Annotated in this window: 20 protein-coding genes and 2 tRNA genes; 11 read left to right on the top strand and 11 right to left on the bottom strand. The window is 39.5% G+C overall.

The features are described from left to right. Positions 1 to 12: 12 nt before the first annotated feature. Together B9A58_RS17275 and B9A58_RS17270 are read right to left on the bottom strand one after the other, a co-directional pair. Positions 13 to 1,014: a glycoside hydrolase family 113 gene (locus B9A58_RS17275; RefSeq protein WP_139793961.1), complete on the bottom strand. Its 1,002-nt coding sequence runs from the start codon at positions 1,012 to 1,014 to the stop codon at positions 13 to 15. Then, positions 1,011 to 3,302, bottom strand: coding sequence for an efflux RND transporter permease subunit (locus B9A58_RS17270; RefSeq protein ID WP_084374143.1), 2,292 nt, complete (start codon positions 3,300 to 3,302; stop codon positions 1,011 to 1,013). The genes B9A58_RS17275 and B9A58_RS17270 overlap by 4 nt, the downstream gene beginning before the upstream one ends. Positions 3,303 to 3,988: 686 nt before the next feature. Between B9A58_RS17270 and B9A58_RS17265 the strand changes: the two genes are divergently transcribed. Both B9A58_RS17265 and B9A58_RS17260 read left to right on the top strand, forming a co-directional pair. Then, positions 3,989 to 4,318, top strand: a complete 330-nt coding sequence (locus B9A58_RS17265; RefSeq protein WP_084374142.1) for an ArsR/SmtB family transcription factor — start codon at positions 3,989 to 3,991, stop codon at positions 4,316 to 4,318. Between the two features lie 170 nt (positions 4,319 to 4,488). Next, positions 4,489 to 5,106 (top strand): low molecular weight phosphatase family protein, encoded by a 618-nt coding sequence (locus B9A58_RS17260; protein WP_084374141.1) that lies wholly within the window; start codon positions 4,489 to 4,491, stop codon positions 5,104 to 5,106. Between the two features lie 817 nt (positions 5,107 to 5,923). Here the strand turns inward: B9A58_RS17260 and B9A58_RS17255 are convergent. Next, positions 5,924 to 5,996, bottom strand: a tRNA-Met gene (locus B9A58_RS17255). A 122-nt stretch (positions 5,997 to 6,118) separates the two neighbouring features. Between B9A58_RS17255 and era the strand changes: the two genes are divergently transcribed. The 3 genes from era to B9A58_RS17240 all read left to right on the top strand — a co-directional run bounded on the left by era (position 6,119) and on the right by B9A58_RS17240 (position 8,886). Beyond that, positions 6,119 to 7,006, top strand: coding sequence for a GTPase Era (gene era / locus B9A58_RS17250; protein ID WP_084374412.1), 888 nt, complete (start codon positions 6,119 to 6,121; stop codon positions 7,004 to 7,006). A gap of 54 nt (positions 7,007 to 7,060) precedes the next feature. Next, a complete protein-coding gene (locus tag B9A58_RS17245) occupies positions 7,061 to 7,792 on the top strand; it encodes a lysophospholipid acyltransferase family protein (RefSeq protein ID WP_084374140.1) in 732 nt (243 codons plus the stop codon). A gap of 83 nt (positions 7,793 to 7,875) precedes the next feature. Continuing rightward, on the top strand, positions 7,876 to 8,886 hold the full coding sequence (locus B9A58_RS17240) for a threonine aldolase family protein (RefSeq protein ID WP_084374139.1): 1,011 nt from the start codon (positions 7,876 to 7,878) through the stop codon (positions 8,884 to 8,886). Here the strand turns inward: B9A58_RS17240 and B9A58_RS17235 are convergent. The 3 genes from B9A58_RS17235 to B9A58_RS17225 form a co-directional block, all read right to left on the bottom strand. Beyond that, positions 8,883 to 9,323 carry an SRPBCC family protein gene (locus B9A58_RS17235; protein WP_084374138.1) on the bottom strand — a complete coding sequence of 147 codons (441 nt, stop codon included), beginning with the start codon at positions 9,321 to 9,323 and terminating at the stop codon, positions 8,883 to 8,885. The two genes, B9A58_RS17240 and B9A58_RS17235, sit on opposite strands and share 4 nt — an antisense overlap. 106 nt (positions 9,324 to 9,429) lie before the next feature. Further along, complete coding sequence (gene leuS / locus B9A58_RS17230) at positions 9,430 to 12,213, bottom strand: leucine--tRNA ligase (protein ID WP_084374137.1); 2,784 nt, start codon at positions 12,211 to 12,213, stop codon at positions 9,430 to 9,432. 174 nt (positions 12,214 to 12,387) lie between these two features. Beyond that, positions 12,388 to 12,461 (bottom strand) — tRNA-Met (locus tag B9A58_RS17225). Between the two features lie 121 nt (positions 12,462 to 12,582). Between B9A58_RS17225 and B9A58_RS17220 the strand changes: the two genes are divergently transcribed. Further along, the gene (locus tag B9A58_RS17220) at positions 12,583 to 12,966 is read left to right on the top strand and encodes an START-like domain-containing protein (protein WP_084374136.1); all 384 of its coding nucleotides are present in this window, start codon (positions 12,583 to 12,585) and stop codon (positions 12,964 to 12,966) included. Here B9A58_RS17220 and B9A58_RS20820 read toward each other — a convergent pair. After that, the gene (locus tag B9A58_RS20820) at positions 12,963 to 13,130 is read right to left on the bottom strand and encodes a hypothetical protein (protein ID WP_221407879.1); all 168 of its coding nucleotides are present in this window, start codon (positions 13,128 to 13,130) and stop codon (positions 12,963 to 12,965) included. The two genes, B9A58_RS17220 and B9A58_RS20820, sit on opposite strands and share 4 nt — an antisense overlap. Positions 13,131 to 13,316: 186 nt before the next feature. On the opposite strand from B9A58_RS20820, the gene B9A58_RS17215 reads away from it, so the two are divergent. Next, positions 13,317 to 13,844, top strand: a complete 528-nt coding sequence (locus tag B9A58_RS17215; RefSeq protein ID WP_084374135.1) for a thioredoxin family protein — start codon at positions 13,317 to 13,319, stop codon at positions 13,842 to 13,844. 2 nt (positions 13,845 to 13,846) lie between these two features. Here the strand turns inward: B9A58_RS17215 and B9A58_RS17210 are convergent, their stop codons facing one another. Further along, positions 13,847 to 14,653 carry a 3'-5' exonuclease gene (locus tag B9A58_RS17210; RefSeq protein ID WP_084374134.1) on the bottom strand — a complete coding sequence of 269 codons (807 nt, stop codon included), beginning with the start codon at positions 14,651 to 14,653 and terminating at the stop codon, positions 13,847 to 13,849. A 35-nt stretch (positions 14,654 to 14,688) separates the two neighbouring features. Then, the gene (locus tag B9A58_RS17205) at positions 14,689 to 16,050 is read right to left on the bottom strand and encodes a UDP-N-acetylmuramate--L-alanine ligase (protein WP_084374133.1); all 1,362 of its coding nucleotides are present in this window, start codon (positions 16,048 to 16,050) and stop codon (positions 14,689 to 14,691) included. A 246-nt stretch (positions 16,051 to 16,296) separates the two neighbouring features. On the opposite strand from B9A58_RS17205, the gene dnaB reads away from it, so the two are divergent. After that, entirely contained in the window at positions 16,297 to 17,874 is a 1,578-nt protein-coding gene (gene dnaB, locus B9A58_RS17200) for a replicative DNA helicase (protein ID WP_084374132.1), read from the top strand. A 15-nt stretch (positions 17,875 to 17,889) separates the two neighbouring features. Further along, positions 17,890 to 18,888, top strand: a complete 999-nt coding sequence (locus tag B9A58_RS17195) for a zinc-binding dehydrogenase (protein WP_084374131.1) — start codon at positions 17,890 to 17,892, stop codon at positions 18,886 to 18,888. Here the strand turns inward: B9A58_RS17195 and B9A58_RS17190 are convergent. Together B9A58_RS17190 and B9A58_RS17185 are read right to left on the bottom strand one after the other, a co-directional pair. Further along, positions 18,885 to 20,078 carry an OmpA family protein gene (locus B9A58_RS17190; protein ID WP_084374130.1) on the bottom strand — a complete coding sequence of 398 codons (1,194 nt, stop codon included), beginning with the start codon at positions 20,076 to 20,078 and terminating at the stop codon, positions 18,885 to 18,887. The genes B9A58_RS17195 and B9A58_RS17190 overlap by 4 nt on opposite strands. A 48-nt stretch (positions 20,079 to 20,126) precedes the next feature. Continuing rightward, the gene (locus B9A58_RS17185; RefSeq protein ID WP_176214828.1) at positions 20,127 to 21,878 is read right to left on the bottom strand and encodes a hypothetical protein; all 1,752 of its coding nucleotides are present in this window, start codon (positions 21,876 to 21,878) and stop codon (positions 20,127 to 20,129) included. Positions 21,879 to 22,030: 152 nt separating this feature from the next. On the opposite strand from B9A58_RS17185, the gene B9A58_RS17180 reads away from it, so the two are divergent. Together B9A58_RS17180 and B9A58_RS17175 are read left to right on the top strand one after the other, a co-directional pair. Further along, the gene (locus tag B9A58_RS17180) at positions 22,031 to 22,768 is read left to right on the top strand and encodes a hypothetical protein (protein WP_084374129.1); all 738 of its coding nucleotides are present in this window, start codon (positions 22,031 to 22,033) and stop codon (positions 22,766 to 22,768) included. Then, positions 22,755 to 23,420, top strand: a complete 666-nt coding sequence (locus B9A58_RS17175; RefSeq protein WP_084374128.1) for a DUF6048 family protein — start codon at positions 22,755 to 22,757, stop codon at positions 23,418 to 23,420. Before B9A58_RS17180 ends, B9A58_RS17175 begins: the two co-directional genes overlap by 14 nt. Positions 23,421 to 23,429 lie beyond the last annotated feature (9 nt).

Below are 23,429 nucleotides of genomic sequence, written 5' to 3'. Positions count from 1 at the left end.
TAAGCATCTGATTTAAAACTTGGCATACTGCTTTTTAAGTATTTTTTCTGCTAGTTTGTTTTGAGGTGTAAATTCGTAGTTTGTGATTCCTCCAGCCTCTTCGTGTTTGTAGTGCCATTTCCATGCAAATCCACCTGCAAACCAATCCTCATTCCAGTAGGTACCAAAGAAGGCTTCGTAGGCGTTGGCTTGCCCTTCAAAGTCTGGCTTTTGGTTTCCCAACGCAGATTTCCAATGGCCAGCAGTACAATAATTTGTGCTTTTAAATCCAAATTCAGTGAATAGCACTTTTTTAAGATGGGTATTAGAGAAGTTTCCTATGTTTAGCTTGGTCTTTTGAGCCTTCTGAAGCAATTCTTCTACAGTGGGTGTCATGGATTCGCTAATGGGAAAATAAGCGTCTATCCCTATGTAATCCAGTTTGTCCCAAAATGAAATATTTTCATAGTTGTCCCAGTTGGCTGAATAGGTAAGAGACCCTTTGTAGACTGCTCTAATTTGATTAATTAAGTCCATCCAGTAATAGGGATGATTTGTAGTGATGTGGCGTACTTCTGTACCAATGGACATCATTTCAACCTTATGCTCCTGTGCAACTTTGGCAAAATGTAAGATGTACTCAGTGTAGCTAGATTTCCATAGTTTTATATCATTACTATTGTCATAATTTAGATCTCCAGCCCACCCCTGACCAGAAACCCATAGATGTGGTTTGATCATGACTTTTAGATTGGATTGATGCGCCAGTTGGATGGCTTTTGTGATGCCTTTAGTGGTTTCTCCCTGCCATTGCCTTGGGTGATCAAAGGAGACCTTAGGCTGAGAAGGACTGCAGAATGCGTATGGAATAATAGCTACCCAATTGGCACCCACATCTAGTATAGGCGTATGGTGCTCTAGTAGGACTTCGTAGGGTGGAGCAACCAGGCATAAGCCATTGATTTTTTCTACTTCAGATTCCTGAATGGCACCACAAGACAGTAGACAGATAAGTAGAATAATTTTTATTTTCACATTGACTGGGTTTTGTTTGGAAGCCACCAAAGCAATAAAACTGGAAGTAGATACAAATCAGCTGCTAATGCAGTAACAAAAGAAACACTGACGAATAATCCCATATAAAAGGTAGCACTAAAGCTGGAAAAGCAAAATACAATAAAACCAGTGGTGAGAATAATGGTAGTAATTATGATGGGGCGACCTGTTTTTGTTAGTGCCTTTCTGATGGCTTCCTGTTTTGTGCCAGTGGTGTGATATTCATGTTTGAATTGACTTAGAAAATGAATAGTGTCATCCACCACTATCCCAAAAGAAATCGCAAATATGACGGAAGTACTCAGGTTTAGGGGTATTTGAAAATACCCCATAATGGCTGCTACGACTAGAATAGGGAATAGATTAGGTATTAAGGTGATTAGGATCATTTTCCAGGATTTGAACAGCAAACCAGTGATGAGACCTACAATTACCATAGCCAGTGTAAGCCCTTTGATGAGATTTTTTGAAAGCATTTCATGACTCTTGTCAATGAGTAAAGTAGTCCCTGTCAGGCGATAACCTATGAGCTGATGGTTTACCTTATCATCCAGGGCATTTAAAAGCTTTTCATGCTTGAGTGTGGCGTCTTTTGAGCCTAGATCTTGAAAATACCCTGTGATTTGGGCCAGTGATTTTGTGTTCACTTTTATAGATTGGCGATCTGCATGATATTTTCTAATGTAGTGAAAGACTCTTTTCCAGTCAGCGTCAGTCTCTGGTAGTTTATACTGAGCAGGAGATGTACTATGCAGGCTCTGATTGGCCAATTTCACTATGGAGACAGGCGAAGTCAGGTCGCCAGCTTTTGTGTGGATCTTTATTTCCTTTTCAATTTTGTCTAGCTCAGTTATAACTGCTTGGCTATAGATAGGGTTGGAAGGATCTTTTGACCAAAGACTCAACGTGAATGGTTTTGAACCAGTAAATTCCCGATCAAAAAAGATGAAGTCAGATTTTACGGGGTCATTTTTGGGTAAGTCATTTACTAAATAGGCATCAATTTCCAAACGAGATATACCTATAGTACAAATTGCAAATAGAACGACGGCTGTTATCATTATGGTTTTACTCCTATTAGTAACTGTGACAAAAATCCGATTGGGCAGATTCGTTAAAAACGAATCATCTTGGGGTGATGGAATGGCTGGCTTGAATAAGGTGATGATGGCAGGATAGAGTAGGTAGGTAATGATAAATGCCATAATAATTCCTAACGCTGCGTAAATACCAAGATCAATAATGGGTTTTACATTGAGTGTGATCAGCGTTAAAAAACCCACAGCAGTAGTAAAAGAAGTAAGAAGAGTGGCTAGCCCCACCTGCTTTACGGCATTGTTAATGGCAGTTTTAAGGTCATTGGTCTTGGGGAGTTCGTCTTGAATATGAGTAAACAAATGTATAATATCAGACATAGCCACTACCAATAGTATGGTGGGTATGAGCGAGGACAAGACATCTATTTCTTTTCCTGTGGTGGCCATGAGTCCAATGGTTGCTACTACTGAAAATCCAGCTATGCTTAGGGCTGTAATGATCAAGGAAATGCGACGCATAAAAATAACCAGCCAACCAAAAATTAAAACCATTGCAATCAATATGAACTTGGCAAAGTCATCTTTCACAGCGTTTACAAATGCAGTCTGAGCCACTGCCTTCCCAGCTATTCTTATTTGTGGGGTGCGATCCTGAAATATATTTTTGACTTCCTCAACATAGTCATCAGCTGTTTCTTTGCTCTCAAATCGTTTATGTACAATGATGCTTTTTAAGCTATTGCCAGATTTGGAAATGAACATTTCACGATAGAGAGGATGTCCATAAAACCTCAGGCTGTCTTTTTTGAGTTTTAAAGTATCTGAAAGATGCAGCAATGGGATAGGTAACAATCCCATGGGTGTCTTGGCTAAAAATCGTAATGAAGTAGGTGAGTAGACCTGTAAGGTATTTGGTAGTTTTTCAACTTTCATTAGCCCACTGTCTATTGGGTTCAAAAAGCTTTGATCGAACAACCTGCCTGTTGTTTCAAAGGCAATTAAAAGGTAGTCATTGTCATGTCCGAAAGTTTCGGAGAATTCCTGATAGTAAGCCAGGTCCGGATCATTCTTGGGGAAGAAGTTCTCTAATTCATAATCAAAAGCTAAGTTGGGCAACTGAAAAGCTAGCAGCCCAAGGAAAAAAAATGCAATAAGGACTGAGAAAATGGAGGTTCGTTTGTTGATCATTTGATGCTTATTGAAAGCCAGTAGAAATTTAGTGAATTCCATTCTAATTCACCTACTAGGTACTAGTACCTAGTAGGAAAAACGGTACCAGTACCTATTTCATACCAGCCAAGCACAAACTACTTTTGAGCTATCGATAAATAACTATTTTATTGGTGAGGGGAAATCAACCTAACTTAATTTTAAAGTATTCTTTCAATTAATGAGATTAACCTAACTAACAATTTTGCTTCATTATTCTTTGGCCAGTTCATAACGTTGATCTGGCTTTTTTTATTTCCTTGTCTCAGACATCAGAATTGAGATTAAAAGCAAACGTTTGACAGATCAATCAGTCTTCCTTGGGGATTAGATAATCCTATCCTAGAGTTTTAAACAGTTGCCTAATCCTAGGCCAATAACCTTTGCGAACTAAAAATTTAGTTGGGAGGTACAACCAGTGAAATCTCGTTAGCTGGCTGCATGTAAATGCTTGGCGCAAATTTTCTGCTAGATCTTTAGAAAATCCGTGCGCAGAGCTAGTGGATGATCCTGAGCTCGTAAGTTTACTTAGATATTCGAAATATTCCCCCCCCCAAAAAAAAAACTTTACAGACTGATCCTGTTTTAGATTCTCAATATTGATGGTTGATTTAGTGTTCTTAGGTGCAAAATAAAATTATTGTCAAATTTTCTTCTTGCTTAGCGTGTCTCTTGTGATCATAGATAATATATTCTAATATTGCAATATGGGAATAACAAAAACAGAAGGCTTTGAGACTCGTGTTACACGGATGGCTGAAATATTAAAGGCACTAGGGCACCCAGCACGCTTGTCTATCATGGAACATTTGGCGAAAAGCCCGTCCTGTATTTGTAATAACCTGGTGGAAGAATTACCACTTGCTCAACCTACCATTTCCAGACATTTATCAGAATTGAAGAAGGTTGGGTTGATTCAAGGCACGACTGAAGGGAAAAATGTCTGTTACTGTATCAATGACGAAATTTGGAGTCTTGTCAAAGAAGCAATTGGTGAAATATCGCAAACCTTACTATTTAATAAAGATTGCTGCTGAAAAATTCACTGATCTGAAATTAGCGTACAGATGGGTGGTTTGATCAAGTATTTTACGCCTTGTCAATGGCGGTTGTATGAGCATTTTGTGTTAGGTCTGTAAGTATTATTTAATTGATTTGTGCAGATTCAAATCAGTGTTAGAACTTTTAAAATAAACTTAAAATATAGATGAAACTATTCGATCAGTTGGTAAAAACAGTAGAGCATTTTGATTTTGATAAAATTGCTAATGAACGTAAGGGCGTACTCGAGGTCTTGGTGGCATATATTCAAAGCAAAGTGGATGCCCACCAAGAGGTAAACTTAAACTTCATTTGCACGCACAATTCGCGTAGGAGCCAGTTTTCCCAAATTTGGGCACAAACAGCCGCAGACTATTATGGGATTGAAGCAAATTGTTTTTCCGGTGGCGTAGAAGTAACAGCTTTCAATGAGCGAGCAGTGGATTCTATCAAAAGAGCGGGTTTTCAGGTTAGCGCCAAGGGGCAAGAAAATCCAGTATACTACGTCTTATATGCTGAGGATGCTTCCCCCATGAATTGCCTCTCAAAACTCTTTGATGACCCCATAAACAATGCGAAGGAATTTGCTGCAGTCATGACGTGTTCTCATGCTGATGAAAATTGTCCTTTTATTCCAGGTACTGAGAAAAGAATTCCCGTGCGATATGATGATCCAAAAGAGTTTGATGACACATTGCAGGAAGCTGATAAATATGACGAGAGGTCAATGCAAATAGCTAATGAATTGTTTTATGTGTTCTCTAAAATAGTTGGTGCTAAATGAGGGTAACTCTGTATTTCTGAGGAGTTAGACCATCCTAACGTATATTTTTTAAACAGTTGCCTAATCCTAGATCAATAACCTTTGTGAACGTAAAAGTCATTCGTCGGGAGGTACGACCAGAGAAATCTTGTTAGCTGGCAACAGCATGTAAATGCCTGTGCAAATCTTCTGCTCGACCTTGAGAAGATATCTCTGCAGAGCTACGAGATAAACCTTGAGCTTGCTCAGATATCCAAAATATTCTCCTCCAACTTTACTGACTGATCCCTAAATGATCGTCATGGAATAATCGAACCTGCGACTTTCACTCTCCAAAATCATTCTCGGTCAGAAATAAAAAAAGGCCAACATTTTCATGTTAGTCTTTATCTAGTAGCGGGAGCAAACCCGTCATGGAATGATCGAACTTGCGACCTTCACTCTCCAAAATCATTCTCGGTCGGAAATAAAAAAAGGCCAACATTTTCATGTTAGTCTTTATCTAGTAGCGGGAGCAAACCCGTCATGGAATGATCGAACTTGCGACTTTCACTCTCCAAAATTATTCTCGGTCGGAAAAAAAAGGCCAACATTTTCATGTTAGCCTTTGTCTAGTAGCGGGAGCAAACCAGTCATGGAATGATCGAACTTGCACCTTCACTCTCCAAAATTATTCTCGGTCGGAAACAAAAAAAGGCCAACATTTTCATGTTAGCCTTTATCTAGTAGCGGGAGCAAACCAGTCATGGAATGATCGAACTTGCGACTTTCACTCTCCAAAATCATTCTCGGTCAGAAACAAAAAAAGGCCAACATTTTCATGTTAGCCTTTGTCTAGTAGCGGGAGCAAGACTCGAACTTGCGACCTTCGGGTTATGAGCCCGACGAGCTACCAACTGCTCCATCCCGCGATATATTTTGGTTTGCTTTTGAGACGAACAAGTCATAAATTCATTCGTTTTTCTCTCAATTGCGATGCAAAAGTAGAAGTACATTGATTAAAAAACAAGTACCTTTGGACTTTATTTCTTCTATGAGCGAAACTAATTTTAAATCGGGCTTTGTGAGCATTGTAGGCAAACCCAATGTTGGGAAATCTACTTTGATGAATGCCTTAGTAGGCGATAATTTATCCATCATTACATCCAAGGCTCAAACCACCCGTCATCGAATTATGGGAGTGCTCACAGGTGACAGTTTTCAGATCATATACTCAGATACGCCAGGCCTGCTCAAGCCTCAGTACACGCTCCAGGAATCTATGATGAAATTTGTGAGTGCTTCATTGGAAGATGCTGATTTGGTGCTTTATGTGGTCGAACTCATGGAGAAGCACGAAGACGAGGAAACACTGGAGAGGATAATTGCGAGTGGTACCCCTGTCATTTTTGTGATAAACAAATGTGACCTAAATAAGGGTTCAAGACTGACTGATAAAATTGATTATTGGAATTTACTTTACCCTGAAGTAGAGATTCTAACTGTTTCAGCACTCAACAATGAAAATGTAGATTTGCTGTTTACCCGGATATTAGAGCTTATGCCAGAGCACCCTGCCTATTTTCCAGGAGACACGCTTACTGATAAGCCAGAAAAATTCTTTGCTTCCGAGATCATACGTGAGCAAATTTTCAAGAATTATAAACAAGAGGTGCCTTATAGTACAGAAGTGGAAATAGAATCTTTTAAGGAAGACGAAGACATCATTAGACTTCGTGCTGAAATTTATGTAGAACGCAAGTCTCAAAAAGGAATAATCATAGGCAAGGGTGGTGAGGCTATCAAGAAAGTAGGCACGGAAGCAAGACTTCAATTAGAAAAATTTTTCGACAAAAAGGTATTTCTAGAAACCTTTGTAAAGGTGGCAAGTGATTGGCGCAAGAAAGATAGTTTGCTCAAAAAATTCGGCTATAAAGGGTAGGTATATTATTCTTTTTTAAGTCTGTACATTGATAAAAAACTTCAATTTTTAAATATGATTAATGCATTAAGAAGGAGTTATCTATTCTACTCTTCTGTTGTCTTTTTTGGTTTATTTATTCTGTTGATTCCGTTTTTCTCGCTGGCAATATTGTTTAATCTACCCACGTTTGCAGTTTCTCTCAATAGATATTGGGGAAAATTATTCTATACCTTGATCGGTATAACTACAGTCGTGGAAAACAAACACTACCTCGATAAAAAAGGAACTTATATATTTTGTCCCAACCACTTCTCTTTTCTGGATATTACACTGATGCCCATTTTGCCCGTGCCTTTCAAATTTGTAGGAAAGGTATCAATTACCAACATTCCAGTCTTCGGCTACTTTTATAAGAAATTTCATATTACTGTAGATAGGGAGAAATTAAAAGATCGCTATGCAACCTATCAAAAAAGCGTAGAGGCTTTAAGGAAAGGGTATTCTTTAACCATTTTTCCTGAAGGTGGTATTCATGCTTCTCATTCTACAATAATGGGTCGATTTAAAGAGGGGCCTTTTCGAATGGCCATAGAAACTGGCGCTTGTTTAGTGCCCATTACCTTGGCTGATAATTGGTATATCTTGCCAGATGACGGTAAGTTTTTAATGTTCTGGAAAAGGAAAAATAGATTGATTATACACGAACCCATAGACCCATCAAATTATTCCCTTTCTGGCATAAAAGATTTTCAAAGTCATGTACGCAATCAGATACAACAAGAACTTGATAGATTGAATGCTTAATTGATCTAGGAAAAAGTGATGAGATTGTTATATTTAATTTCTGATTAAATGAATGATTTAAACCAAGCTATAAAACTCGAAGAATGACTATAGATTTAAGAAGTGATACAGTAACCAAACCATCAGATGAGATGTTGCAGGCGATGATGGCTGCTGAGGTAGGGGATGACGTCTTTGGTGAAGATCCAACAATCTTAATGCTTGAAAATAAAATTGCTAAGTACTTTGGCAAGGAAGCAGCTTTGTTTTGTCCTTCTGGTACCATGACTAATCAGATTGCCATTAGAATCAATACGCAACCGCAGGATGAGATCATTTGTGATCAAACCTCTCATATTTATAATTATGAAGGAGGCGGAGCTGCATACAATTCAATGGTCTCAATGAAGTTGTTGTGTGGAGATTTAGGTCGCTTTACGGCCAATGATGTCAAAGAAAATATCAATCCTGACGATATTCATTATGCACGAACTTCCATGATTGCTTTAGAAAATACAGTAAACAAAGGGGGAGGTAGCGTTTTTCCATTAGACGTGATTAAGGATATTGCCAAAGTGGCTGTCGAAAAGAAATTGAAAATGCATCTGGATGGCGCAAGGGTTTTTAACGCCTTGGTGAAAACTGGTGAAAAGCCAGTAGATCATGGTAAATGCTTTCATACAATGTCAGTTTGTTTTTCTAAAGGGCTAGGAGCACCTGTTGGATCAGCTTTATTAGGATCCAAAGAAGCTATAGCTAGAGCGAAACGTGTAAGGAAGGTATTAGGTGGAGGAATGAGACAAGCTGGGTATCTAGCAGCAGCTTGTATTTATGCGCTAGAAAATAACGTGCAAAGATTGAAAGACGACCACCGCAGAGCCAATCAGTTGGCCAATATGTTTGAGGATAAAATGTATGTGGAAAACATAATCTCAGCTGGTACCAATATCGTGATCGTGTCGATAGCCAAAGACAAGTCCGTCAGTGACCTGCTCAATGCCTGGAAGAAAAAAGGTTTATTGGCTGTACCTTTTGGTCCAAATGATATCAGGCTAGTAACTCATCTGAACTTTACCGATGACATGCTTCAGAAAGTAACAGAGGTACTGGCTTAATTCGCTTGGCCTTCTGCAAATGCTTTGAATTGATTCATGAATTTAAGGGTCTGTTTCGGAAAGGCACCTTTCATGAAAATGCCCATCAACTTCATAAATCCCGAAAACTGAAATTCGTTTTCTGAGACCCATCTGGTTTGTTTTTCATTGATCTCTTCAAATCGATTGGAAATGTTGTTGAAAACGCCTTTGGTTTCGTAGGTGCCAGACATTTCGCTAGGCAGCTCATTTTTGGTCACTGTTTCAATCATTTCTATTTCACGTTTGCCCATTTTGTATTGTAATTTCGACTTGGCACCAGGCTGGCCTGGGGCTCCACTCATTGGCTCAAAACTGACTAAATCAGGCTGCCATTTGTGCATGTTGTCTGGGTTGTCAAAAAGTTCAATGACTTTAGATCTGGGCAGATCAATGGTGATATCAACAGTGTACTTCATATTTAGCGCGTTTATGCACCTAATATAATCATTCATTGAGCCAAAAAAAAAAAGCTCCTAACTGATGATTAATCAATTGGAAGCCTGCTCTGGAATGGTATATTTTTTATACTACCACATTGATGATTCGCTTAGGAACGATAATCATCTTCTTGGGGGTTTTGCCTTCAGTCCATTTTTTAACTACCTCATTATCTAGTACTTCAGCTTCTATTTCCCCCTTTGGTTTGTCTATAGCGAAAGCAATTTTCGCTCTTACTTTGCCATTGATGGAAATAGGATACTCATGGGTACTTTCAGTCAAAAAACGCTCATCATACACAGGGAATTGAGCCAGACTCACCCCGCCCTTGTGACCGAGCAGTTCCCAAAGCTCTTCGGCCAAATGTGGCGCAAAAGGGGACAATGTAATAACCAATTTCTCTAATACTTCTCGTTTGTTGCATTTCAATGCGGTAAGCTCATTGACTGCAATCATCAGTGTACTGACAGAAGTATTCAACGACAAGTTGTTGATGTCCTCTTCGACCTTCTTGATCGTACGATGAATGACTTTCTGCTCTTCATTGGTAGGTGCTTCATCTGCAACTTCGAAAGTTTCTTCACCATTGTGGAAGAGCCTCCAGAACTTTCTCAAAAACTTAAACACCCCATCAATGCCATGTGTGCTCCAAGGTTTGAATTGCTCTAAGGGCCCTAAGAACATTTCGTACATGCGAAGCGTGTCCGCACCATATTTCTCAATGATATCATCAGGATTCACCACATTGTACTTGGACTTCGACATCTTTTCTACTTCGTAGCCGCATATGTATTTACCATCTTCCAAAATGAATTCTGCATCTTTCAAGTCAGGCCGCCAAGCCTTGAATGCTTCTGTATCTAGAATGTCATTATCTACTAGACTAACCTCTACGTGCATTGGGGAAGTTTCATGTTTATCCCTTAATCCAAGGGAAACAAATTTGTTCGTTCCCTTGATTCGATATACAAAATTTGAACGACCCTGAATCATCCCCTGATTCACCAATTTCTTGAATGGTTCTTCTTCTTTGGCAAAGCCTTTGTCGCAAAGGAATTTGTTCCAAAACCTGGAGTAGAGGAGGTGGCCAGTGGCGTGCTCTGTTCCTCCAATGTACAGATCTACATCTTTCCAGTACGCCTGTGCTTCTGAAGATACGAATGCGTTTTCATTGTTGGCATCCATATATCTGTACCAATACCAGCTAGACCCAGCCCAGCCTGGCATGGTGCTGAGTTCCAAAGGATAAGACTCATTTGATCCTTTTGGCGTGTAGGTAAACCCCTCTGCTCTGGCTAGTGGCGGATCCCCATCTGCTGTAGGGAGATATTTGTCAATTTCAGGCAATACAATGGGTAAATCTTCTTGCGCTACCGGATAGGGAATGCCTTCCTTGAAATAAATTGGCACTGGCTCACCCCAATATCTCTGCCGAGCAAAGATGGCGTCTCTGATGCGATAATTGATCTTACCGCTTCCAATGTTGTTTTCTTCTAAGAAGGCAATGGCTTTGTCCGTACCTTCTTGAAAGGATAGACCTTCTAGTATGCCTTTGTTGATAATCTTGCCCTCTTTGGTAGCATCTGCTTCTTTGCTCACGTCCATGCTGTCATACACGGGCAGAATAGGTAGATCAAAATGCTTGGCAAAATCAAAATCCCTCTGGTCACCACCTGGTACGGCCATGACAGCGCCAGTGCCATAGCCTGCCAATACATAGTCAGCAATCCAGATTGGAATGCGCTCTTTATTGAATGGATTGATCGCGTATGCTCCTGTAAATGCACCAGAAACTGTTTTGACGTTGGTCATACGGTCACGCTCAGATTTGTTTTTGGCAACTTCTACATAGTCCTCAACCTCTTTGCGTTGCGCGTCAGTAGTAATTTTTTTGATCAAATCTAATTCTGGTGCCAAAACCAAAAACGTCACCCCACATACCGTATCAATTCGGGTAGTAAATACTGTGATTTTATCTTCATGTTCTTCTATGGCATAATCCATCTCGGCACCTTTGGATTTGCCAATCCAGTTGCGCTGCATTTCTTTCAAAGGTTCTGGCCAGTTGACTGAATCCAGTCCTTCCAACAATCTCTCTGCATAAGCAGTAATTCTCATGCTCCACTGCTTCATATTTTTCCTAACAACAGGAAAACCGCCTCTTTCAGAAAAACCGTCTTTAACTTCATCATTAGATAATACAGTTCCCATTTCTGGGCACCAGTTTACTGTGGTTTCAGAAAGGTAAGTGAGTCTGTATTGCAATAAAATTTCTTGTTGCTTCGCTTCATCAAATGCATTCCAATCTGCTGCGGAAAAAGGTGCAATATCTTCGTCGCAAGCGGCATTGATTTGTGTATTTCCATCTTTAGCGAAAGCAGAAACAAGCTCTTCTATGTCTTTTGCTTTGTTGGCCTCATAATCGTACCAACTATTAAAAAGCTGGATGAAAATCCATTGTGTCCACTTATAGTAATCAGGATCACAGGTTTGTACCTCTTTGCTCCAATCGAATGAGAAACCTATGTTTTTCAGCTGCTCCTTATATCTAGCTATGTTTTCTTCTGTCGTAACAGCTGGGTGCTGCCCAGTTTGGATGGCATACTGTTCTGCTGGTAAGCCAAATGCATCAAAACCCATGGGGTGCAAGACGTTAAACCCTTTGGTTCTTTTGAATCGGCAAACAATGTCAGAGGCAATATACCCTAAAGGATGACCTACGTGAAGTCCAGCACCTGAGGGATATGGAAACATATCCAAGGCATAAAATTTAGGTTTTTTGGCATTTACTTCAGCTTTAAAAGGCTGCTGTTCTTGCCAGTATTGTTGCCATTTTTTCTCGATCGATTGGAAGTCGTATGATGCCATTTGTTCGTTGGTACTATTTGATATAAGTGCGCAAAATTAATAGGTTTATTGAATTTATTGGTTAGATTAAAGGAGTTGTAAATGGGTCAATAGTCAATGTTCGTACAACTCCTTAAAATTCAATAAATGAAAAAGGCAGTTGCCTAAAAAATAGGAACTGCCTTCTGAATCTAGTAGCGAAGACGGGAGTTGAACCCGTGACCTCAGGGTTATGAATCCTGCGCTCTAACCAACTGAGCTACCTCGCCGTGTGATTTTTCGAGGTGCAAATCTAGCCATTGTTTGTTTATTCACAAGTCTTTCTAAAAACTTTTGATACATTCATATAAAATTCATACATTGGGCAAATAGGAAATCGATAAATAGGATATGAGCAAGTTCAAATTTGTAGGGGAATATGAGATCAGAGCATCAAAAAAAATGCTTTATCCTTACTTGTCAACGGCAAGCGGACTCGCGCAGTGGTTTGCTGATGATGTCAATATAGATGAAGACAAAATATTTACTGTAATTTGGGATGGAGAAGAGAATAAAGCCAAAATGGTTTCTCATCGCACGAATTCACAAGTAAAGTTTGAATTTATATCTGAAGACGAGGATCCTAACTTCGTTGAATTCAAAATTGATATGAATGAATTGACCCAATCAGTTTTTATAAGAGTGACTGATTATTCTGACATGGATGATGCGCAAGAGCTCGAAGAACTCTGGGAGAGTCTAATGACTAATTTGAGAGAAATAGTAGGTGGTTAACCATCAGGGTGCTCAAGCCTAACCACAATCCCATCACATACGGCACATTTACCAGCGAATAAACCTGGTTTTCCATGTTCTTCCTGACATTTGACACACCAGTATCTTCCGCAGGCACGGCAATGAAGGGTGGCTCTTTTCTCACATTTGTTGCAATTGTGCATGTTTAATCTTCTTTATCTAAATATAGTAAATATTAGAAACTCATCATTTATTGCTAACCCATAATAATTCTACTTGTGTAAAAAATAGTAATAAAAGGAACCTAAACCTGTTATTAGTAGTATTAGAGTATGAGTGCATGACAAAAAAATGTACCTTTGATATTTGATTATTAGAAAAATCTAAGAATGATGAATAAGATCTCTTTTTTTAGCATTTGTACGTTAGTTATGACTTTGTTGATTGTTAGCCAATCCGAAGCGCAAGATGTAAAAAATGGTTTCCGAACATCTGAGAATGATGGATGGATGGTCAATGTAGAAGAGGCTTATCAATTATCTGAAAAAACAAACAAGCCAATACTTGCTAATTTCACAGGAAGTGATTGGTGTGGATGGTGTAAAAAGCTCAAGGCTGAAGTATTCAATAAGCCAGAATTTAAGGCATGGGCAGAAGATAATGTGATTCTTCTGGAATTGGATTACCCACGAAGAACATCCTTGCCTGAAGCACAGCAAAAACAAAATGCAGAACTGCAACAAGCCTTTAGAGTGACTGGATTTCCTACAATCTGGATGTTTGATTTAGATAAGCCTGATGGAAAGAGGTTTCAAATCCAGGCTTATGGTAAAACAGGTTATGCAGCGGGTGGCCCAAATAAATACATTCAGAGTCTCGACAAAATGATTGAACTCAAAGAAAAGAGTGTCAATTAATTTTATCTAGCGTTAAACCCCCTAAGTTTTATTTGAGTCAGTTTTCTCTTGGTGTCAAGAGGGAAATCCCCTTTCATCATCCAGTCATAATAGCCAGGTTCGGCTTTTAAAATATCTTCTACTGGTTTGTGTCTGTGCTTACCAAAGTTGAACACTTCAACACCCTCTTCGTTTGTCACAAATCTCCCAGCCAGGTCAACCATGTTTGCAGCAGATACTTCGTGTAGATTTTTCATATCATTGGCTACAGTACCAATCACTTTGCCCATGGGATTTGTGACTTCTTGACCTTCGTATCGCTCGACCTGTGCCTTGATGACCGCAGCAGTAGCAAGCGTATCTGCTTCCGCACTATGGGCATCTTCAAGTGATTTGCCACAGTAGAATTTATAAGCAGCAGTTAGTGTTCTTTTTTCCATCATGTGGAAAATCTTTTGTGCATCTACAAACTTTCGACTTGATGTGTCAAATTCAACGTCAACCCTCAAAAATTCTTCTACCAAAAGTGGAATATCAAACTTTAAGCAGTTGAATCCTCCCAAATCACACCCGCTTAAAAACTCTGCCAGGCTTTTAGCAATAGACTTGAAAGTGGGCGCGTCTTTTACATCTTTGTCATAGATCCCATGAATCATACTGGTTTCTACAGGAATAGGAATGGTAGGATTGATTTTCATCGTTTTGATGATTTCTTCTCCATCAGGCATGATTTTCACCACTGAGATCTCAACAATGCGATCAGTTGAAATGTTGGTTCCAGTAGTTTCCAGATCGAAAACTGCTAATGGATTTTTTAAATTTAATTGCATTGATGTTGTTTCTAGTTATGAATTAGTATGGCAGATTAGCTTATGATTGATCGGGCAAAAGAGGTCAGATCCATTCCGCCAAAGGTTCCAGAGCTCATGAATAACAAGTCTTGATCTACCCAGTTTTTTTCTTCTAAATGAGATTGTAGCTTTTCTGCGTCAGTGAATACAAGAATATCCTTACGTCCAAATGCATTTTTGATCTCGTCATCAGCTATTGGTTCATAATTCTTTTCCATGACTACCTTCTGATCGTAGAAAACAATAGCTTCATCTGGCACTTTATACGTTCCTTTATAATTCGACAAAAATTCTTTGTTTAAGCTGCTGAACGTATGAAGTTCATAACACGCTACTAGTTTTCGTTTGGGGTGCAATTCCTTCAATGCAGCAGCTGTCGCAGCCAGCTTAGATGGGGCATGAGCAAAATCCGTATAGATTGAAGTGCTCTTATTTTCAGAAAGAAGATTATTTCTTTTGAAAGCGCCTTCAAAAGATGCGACAGCTTCATAGAATTGTTCATCTGTGATGCCAATCCTTTTTAGGATTGTTTTAGCTCCTGCAATATTTTGCATGTTGTGCTTGCCGAAAAGTTTTACTGGCGTGTCACCATTGATTACAAATACGCCATCCTTCACTTTATATTTGGGTGTTTCGTATGAATCTTGCCGCACATCATCCCTCTCTTTTGAGCCTATTTTTTTAGCTTGTTTATCCTCTATGCAGTACACCAATGAGCCAGCTTTGGGTGTGCGATCTGCTAGTTTTTCAAATTGCTGTAAGTAGCTGTTTTCTGTAGGGTACACATTAATATGATCCCAAGCCGTGCCGCTAATCAAAGCAATATGATGGTCATATTTTAAAAATTTGGGCTCTGGATCAAGGGGGGAGGTGAAATACTCGTCGCCCTCAATAATTATGACGGGTGCGTTGGATAGCTTTATAGTTTCTTCAATGCCCTTGATCTTAGCACCAATGACATAATCAAAATCTCGCTTCCAATAATTGAGTACATGTATGATAGTTCCAGTGATGGTAGTTTTACCATGGCTACCAGTTATTACAATTCTTTGTTTGTTGTCCGACTGTGCTCTGATAAACTCTGGGTAGGACCAGATTTTGATGCCTAATTCCTGAGCCTTGAGCAGTTCTGGGTTGTCAGCTTTGGCATGCATGCCAACGATGACCGCATCAATAGAGCTATCAATTCTATTGGCGTCCCATCCTATTTCTGTTGGAAGGAGGTCATGGGATTTTAATAAACTAGCCGCAGGATCATAAATCTTGTCATCAGAGCCAGATACGGTCATTCCCTTCTTTTTTAGGGCGATAGCTAAGCTGCTCATAACTGCACCTCCAATAGCGATAATGTAGATTTTCTGATTTTTTTGACTCATGCGGGAATTGAATTTTTTCAAAAATAATGCAATTAGTAAGGTGTGCAAATTAAACCTTAGCTTAAAATTTGACAACAATATTCTTATTAGTAATCGTTTAATAACGTGTAGGATTGATTTCAATATTTCAATGTGGAAATATTGTTATTAAACGACCATAGAATTAAGGAGAATACACCACCCATTTTCATAAGTTTGTTTTTGAATTCAAAAAGAAATTATTCTTAAGTTTCTCTTTATAAAATTATGGCCAATATAGATTCCCCAGATCACGGAAATGTCAAAAACAAAGTAGGTGGCAGAAAGAGCCCATCAAAAGCAGCACTTGTGCCTTTAGGCAAAATGCAACCCCAGGCTGTTGACATTGAGGAGACTGTATTAGGCGCACTGATGTTGGAAAAGGATGCGTTAACAACTGTTATAGACATTCTGAAACCCCAAAGCTTTTATGATGATCGCCATGCAAAAATATACGAAGCAATAGTCCAACTTTTTAACAAGTCTGAGCCTGTGGACATTATGACCGTGACTGCACAGCTCAGGAAGAATGGTACTTTAGAAATAGCTGGGGGCGCTTATCACATCGCCAATCTTACTACCCGTGTAAATTCAGCTGCCAATATTGAATATCACGCCCGAATTATTACCGAGCAGGCCATTAAAAGAGATTTGATTCGAATTTCTGCTAAGATTCAGGAGGATGCCTTTGAAGATACAGAAGATGTATTCGAGTTGTTGGACAGGACAGAGCAGGCTTTGTTTGAAATCTCTGAATCCAATATCAAAAAGAATTATGCTGGAATGCAGCAGTTGATGCATGAGGCCATCATGGAAATAGAGGCCCGTAAGGAGCATAAAGATGGTCTGACGGGTGTACCTAGTGGATTTACTGAATTGGATCGTGTGACGGCAGGTTGGCAGGCGTCAGATTTAGTGATTATTGCGGCTCGTCCTGCAATGGGTAAAACAGCATTTGTGGTCTCGGCCATGAGAAATGCAGCAGTAGAATTTGGTGAGGCTGTAGCTATTTTCTCTTTGGAGATGTCCTCCATTCAATTGGTCAATAGATTAATTTCAGCGGAAGCGGAATTAGAAAGTGATAAGATTAAAAAAGGAAACTTGGCAGATCACGAGTGGGAGCAACTCGTTCACAAAACTGCTCGTTTGACAGAGGCGCCTATTTTTATTGATGATACGCCAGGACTAAGTATTTTGGAATTGAGGGCTAAGTGCAGGAGGCTAAAGGCCCAGCACGATATCAAAATGATCATTATAGATTATTTGCAGTTGATGTCTGGAGACTCGTCAAAATCTGGTGGTGGATCTGGAAACAGGGAACAAGAAATCGCGTCGATTTCCAGAGCTTTAAAAGGAATTGCGAAAGAACTAAATGTGCCAGTGATTGCACTCTCTCAGCTGAGTAGAGCGGTCGAAACCAGGGGTGGAGATAAGCGACCACAGCTTTCCGATTTGAGGGAATCAGGTTCTATAGAGCAGGATGCTGATATGGTAATGTTTCTCTACCGCCCGGAATATTATGATATCACTGAGGATGAAGATGGTTTGCCTACAGCTGGTACTGGGGAAGTAATCATTGCCAAGCATAGAAATGGTTCGCTAGAGAATGTGAAACTTAAGTTTATAGGGCGGTTTACCAAATTTGCTGATCTGGATGGTTCAATCATGGGTGGAGATTACAGTGGTGGAGGTTTTCCTTCTGCAGGTATACCTGCCGAGTTTGATAGCTCTCCAAATACGGTTACTTTCCCGTCTAAAGCCAATGATGGCGAAGGAGGTAGTTCATCAGACGAAGCACCATTTTAATTAACCCAAAGCATTATGAAAGCGCTATTACTTGTTGACGAAAGTCAAGACAAAATTGCTATTCGAGAAATTGAAAAACCTTCTCCAAACAAAGGAGAGGTACTAATTCAGGTAAAAGCTGCTGCATTGAATCACAGGGATCAGTGGTGTAGAATTGGGATGTATCCAGGAATAAAGTACAATACAGTGTTAGGCTCTGATGGAGCAGGTATAGTTGTAGAAGTTGGCGAAGGCGTAAATGGAGATTGGCTTAAAAAAGAGGTAATCATCAATCCCAATATCAACTGGGGGCCTAATGAGGAGGCTCAGTCTGCTGAATACCATATTTTGGGTATGCCAACACATGGTACTTTTGCTGAATTTGTGACTGTGCCTACTGATCGTCTGATGCAAAAACCTTCTCATTTAGATTTCTCAGAGGCAGCTGCTTTGCCGTTAGGTGGTTTGACAGCGTTTCGCGCGGCTTTTACTAAAGGACAAATAAGAGAAGGACAAAAAGTATTAGTCACAGGAATTGGAGGTGGTGTGGCACAATTTGCTTTTCAGTTTGCTTTGGCCGTTGGGTCAGCAGTATATGTGACTTCTGGTAGTCCAGAGAAACTGAAACAAATAGAAAAGCTAGGAGCTGCAGGTGGATTTATCTATAAGGCAGAGGATTGGACAAAAGTAGCGCTCAAAGCTACTGGCGGTTTTGATGTGATTATAGATAGTGCTGGTGGAAGCAGCATGAATGATTATCTGAAACTAATTAAGCCAGGTGGGAGATTGGTGCACTATGGATCGACCACGGGCGCACCAAAGAACTTAGATATGTTTCGACTGTTCTGGAGTCAGGCCAGTATTCATGGTAGCACCATGGGTTCTGACAAAGAATTTGTTGAGATGGTCAAATTTGTATCTGAGTATGAAATTAGACCTATTGTGTCCTCTACCAGAGAATTTGATCAAATAATCTCTGCCTTTGATGAAATGCATGTGGGCAGTCAGATGGGTAAATTAGTAGTGACGTTTTAGTTTTCCAGAATCAGGAATTCTACTCTTCTGTTTAATGCCTGATTTTGTGGGTTATCGTTAGGTACTATAGGCTGACTGCTGCCATACCCTTTGAATTCTAATCTGAATTCATTTAATCCTTTGGCAATCAAGTAATCTACTACTGCTTTTGCTCGTGCTTCTGACAATTTTTGATTGTATGCTCTGGAGCCTACGTTATCAGTATGTCCTTCAATTTCTATTTTTACCCTACGATGTTTTTCCATGTAGGCCAATAATTTGTTGAGTTCCAGGTAGGAAGTTCTAAGTAATGTGGCCTTATCGAATTCAAAATAGATGTTTTGCAATGTAAACTTCTTGCCAACCTCTGCTGGTCCAAAATACTCGTCTTCTGGTTCTACTTTTGCTATTTCTGGATCTGGGAAAATAGATTCATTGGGATCTACTGGTCTTACACTTATATCGTCTATGAAATAATAGGCAATTTGTGGTTGTAAATGTTTGGGAGTTCTCTTGTCCCTTACTTTTGAGAATTGCCTTTTCGTCTTTTTAGTGATGAGTGCAGAATCTGGCGCAAAAGTCCCTATGGTAAGGGCAAGTTCATCTCCCTTGGCGGTAAATATACCTGATATCTTAGTCCAGCCTTCATGGTCATCTAGGAGGCGATTTTTTGGATTGGAAACTTGAGGTCTGTAGTGATTAAAGTTCATGACTTGCCAATCGAAATTGGGCATATCCTTGGTAAAAAACATGCCTAGATTGTTGATGGCAAATTCGCAGTTATCTGCCAGGTTAACCCACATTTCGGCATAATACTGATTACCAGCTACCAGTGGTTTGGTTAATTGTACCATGGCAAATTCCCTATGGTTTTCGGGCACTCTCCAGCCACGTCCGCTTTTGGAAGTTAGATAAGAAATGATTCCAATATAGCCGTTGCCATCGTGAGCGGCTTGTTCTCCAAAAACACTGCTAGGCACTCCCATTAGGTTTTTTGTATCACAAGCATTGAAATAATCAGGAGAGGGATCAGCTGTACCAAACGGAAACCAGGATTTTGTGAATTTGAGCTGATTCATACTGAATGGACACTCCCAGATCTCTTCAAAACTAGGGTTGACAACCATGTTTTGACTTTGTGCTGTTTGTAAAATTGAGAAGAGCACCATCCCTACCAAAAAACCATTTTTGACCATAAATGCAATATACATGCTCAAAGCGATTTCCTGGCTTTGAGCATGTATATTTCAAATGGCTATTTAAGATTTTTTCTTTGTTCCACAGACTGGCATCTCTGGAACGTTGGTCAATCGAGCAGTAAGTATGTCTATATCTAAACCTTCAAATACGGGTGTTGATTTGTCTAGTATTCTGGATGATGGCAATTTGAAGTCGGCATACTGCCAGGCTTTTGCAAGTTCGTTTGAAACTATTTTAGCATCATTGACTTTTTTTTGGCCTTCTAGACTCAATTGTAAGCCTTTGAGTGCCCAGCCATTTTTAGGGTAGATGGCTAAATCCTCTAAATAAGTTTCTTCTGCCAATTCGAAGTTTTTATTTTCTAAATATACGGCTCCTAAAATATGCCTAACTGAGAAAAACCAATCTGGTGGCTCATTGTAATTCAAACGATCTTCAATGGCCACGGCCTGCTTCAACTTATTGATGGATAGTTCTACATTTCCCAATTCATTGTCTATTTCAGCTTCTAGAATTAAGGAAGCAATTTTGGCCAAGTGATCAACAGTATTCAATTCCCAAATTGAAATTTGCTTTAGCTCCTCTTTGGTACTGATTAGCTTGAGTGCTTGGAGTTCATTGATTGACTCTTCCAAGCGATCTGTTGCCAAATAGGCCATTCCTCTTGCATAATGACGTATGGCCTTTGGGTAGGCTAGATCAGTTTCTGGTAGTTGCAAAATTTTCTCCCATTGGCCGAACTTCACTAAGATATAATATGGGATAATGTAATAATGTTGCAGGGTTGCCCATTCGGGCTGATACATGAGCTGTGCATCAGCATTCTGAGCTACTTTAAAAGCTGACGCTATAGCAAGCTGGCCTCTGCCTTCTAGTGTAGCAGTTGCAGCTAGAAAGTGGTAGTTATGCGGGTAGTAGGCCAGTGGATAAATGCCTTGAGCTTTGCAATTGGTGATGTATAAGCTGTCAGCCAATACTGATAATTCACCAGCCATACTTCCTTCATGGTAGTTGCCAGTTCGGATGTAGATATGTGCAGGCATATGAACCAGATGTCCTGCACCCGGCACCAAATCAGTCAATGTATTTGCAGCTTCAATGGCGCGTTCAGGGTTCTTTGAAGCTTCTATGGCATGGATGTAATAATGATTTGCCCCTGGATGTTTAGGTGCTGAAGCTAAGGTGCTTTCGAGAATATCTAAAATTTCAGTGGTCCAGACTTTGGGCTCCCCATTTTCAGTATTCCAATAATCCCATGGATGTAAATCCATAAGTGCTTCTGCGCATAAAGTGGCTATGTCATGGTTGTCCTTGAAATTGAGGTAAGTGCTTTTCATCGCTTGGGCAAATTCTTCATAACAAGCAGCTAAAGTTTGAGCCTTATTCTTTGGATAACGCTTGTCTATGGCTTGAATCAACTGCTGCTCGTATGGGCTTACTTGATCAGCATATTGCTTTGCTTGGGCGATATAAGTATTAGCTTCTTCAACTTGAGTAGAGTCCATTGCACTGTTGATATTAGGACCAAGCACGTACGCCATACCCCAATAGCACATCGCACATTCTTTATCCAGACGAGCTGCTTCTTTGAACGACCGCATGGCTTCTGCATGATTGAGCCCGTAAGTGAGGGTCAAACCCTGATCAAAGAATTTCTGGCTCCATATATTGGATGTGGTAATTTTCAGGTGGTTGTCTCCAAGATTATCAAACAATGGAGCTTCAAATTTTGGTGCCTTCTCTGTTTGACTGCATGAAAGCAGTGTCAAACCTAAAAAGATATTTAAAATGAGTAATGTTTGTCGAAACATGATTAATGAATTTGATTTGAAGCAAATCTAAGTTCCTCACCTGTCCAGACGAATTTAGTTAGGTGTACAAGAGGTGAACAATTGAATATTTCTTAATTAGAAGAACTGAAATTAATGCATTTAAAATATCTGTTATCATTTAGATTTGCATAATGGCAAACACAAACTTTTTTAAAAATGGCAGGGCGTTGAGACTTTTGGTTCTCTATACGGGTGTCTTTGCTGCTATTTGGGCGTGTGAAGAAGAGGTGGAACCAACTGTAAGCGATCCTTCAGTGAGTATCTTTTTTTTGAACAAAACAAAATTGGATGAGGTTAATTTAGAGTTGGAAGCATTGGATGAGGAGTTAGTAGGGTATGATACCACAATTGAAAACCTTGAAGATGATGCTGATATTCTTGTGGATAGGTTAATAGATGTGTTGGACTCGATTGCAGAGGGTTGGGATAAGAGCGGTGACAGCACAGTTATTGCAAATAATTTAGAAGAACTGAATGAGAATCTTGAAATTCTTGAATATGAAGATTCTGTAGCGAAGGCTACACGATCTATATGGGCCGACACGGCAAGTACGATTTCTTCCGGCTCCCTAAAAATTTCATCAATACAAAATTTAAAAAATGGGCAAGCTATCGCTTATGAGGACAGTAGTACTTCATGGAAGCTACCACTGGATATGCAGGCGGATGATATTGATGTTGATATTGCCATTTCAGACGCGATATATAATTTGAAGTTGACTTATGTTAGATCTACTACGGCCAATGAAAAAAACAAAGTCGTGATCAAAACAAGCAACTTCAAAATAACCTCTACGGACTTTAATAATCCTAGTCTTTCCTGTGACGATTGCGACAATACAAAAACCACCATCTATGTTGAATTTTAAATGTTTTGTCCTCTTTCTGATGATTGCATCTTATCAAGCCATTGGCCAGGATTCTTTGAACGTTATTTCAGAACAAAAGCCTTTTCTGTCATCAATAGCCGCTTCAGTAGACTATGGAAAACTAGTTGGTCAATTTTTAAGTACAGAATCAAAATACGAGTTTGGTGGGCAAGCAGAGTTTAAGGATAAAGTAGTGGTAATTGGGGAATATGGTTTTTCAACTTTGACTCCAAATGGAGCTTATCAAAATACGAATTATCAATCTGAAGGGAATTATTTCAGGGTAGGACTTGGATACAAAATTGATTTCACGGCGAAGAACAATCTTTATTTTTCTGTGAGATATGCCATGGCTGATTTTAAGGATCAAGGTGCAATTGATATTACAAGTGCTTCTGGCATTTATGATGATTTAATAGAGCCATTTAGCAGAAATGGGCTTTCAGCCCAATGGTATGAAGTTGTAATGAGTTCGGAGGCCAAGCTATGGAAAGGCCTTTATGCAGGTTTTCATCTTAGACTTAGAATTATGGATAAATATGATAAGCAAGAGCCTTTGGATGTCTATAGTATCCCTGGCTATGGACGAACTTTTGATCGAACAATTCCAGCACTGAATCTTTATCTTAAATATGCACTGGAGCGCTTATAATCCTTCTTT

This window comes from Reichenbachiella faecimaris (assembly GCF_900176375.1).
Lineage (GTDB): Bacteria > Bacteroidota > Bacteroidia > Cytophagales > Cyclobacteriaceae > Reichenbachiella > Reichenbachiella faecimaris.
This window is presented reverse-complemented; position numbering and strand designations above follow the sequence as displayed.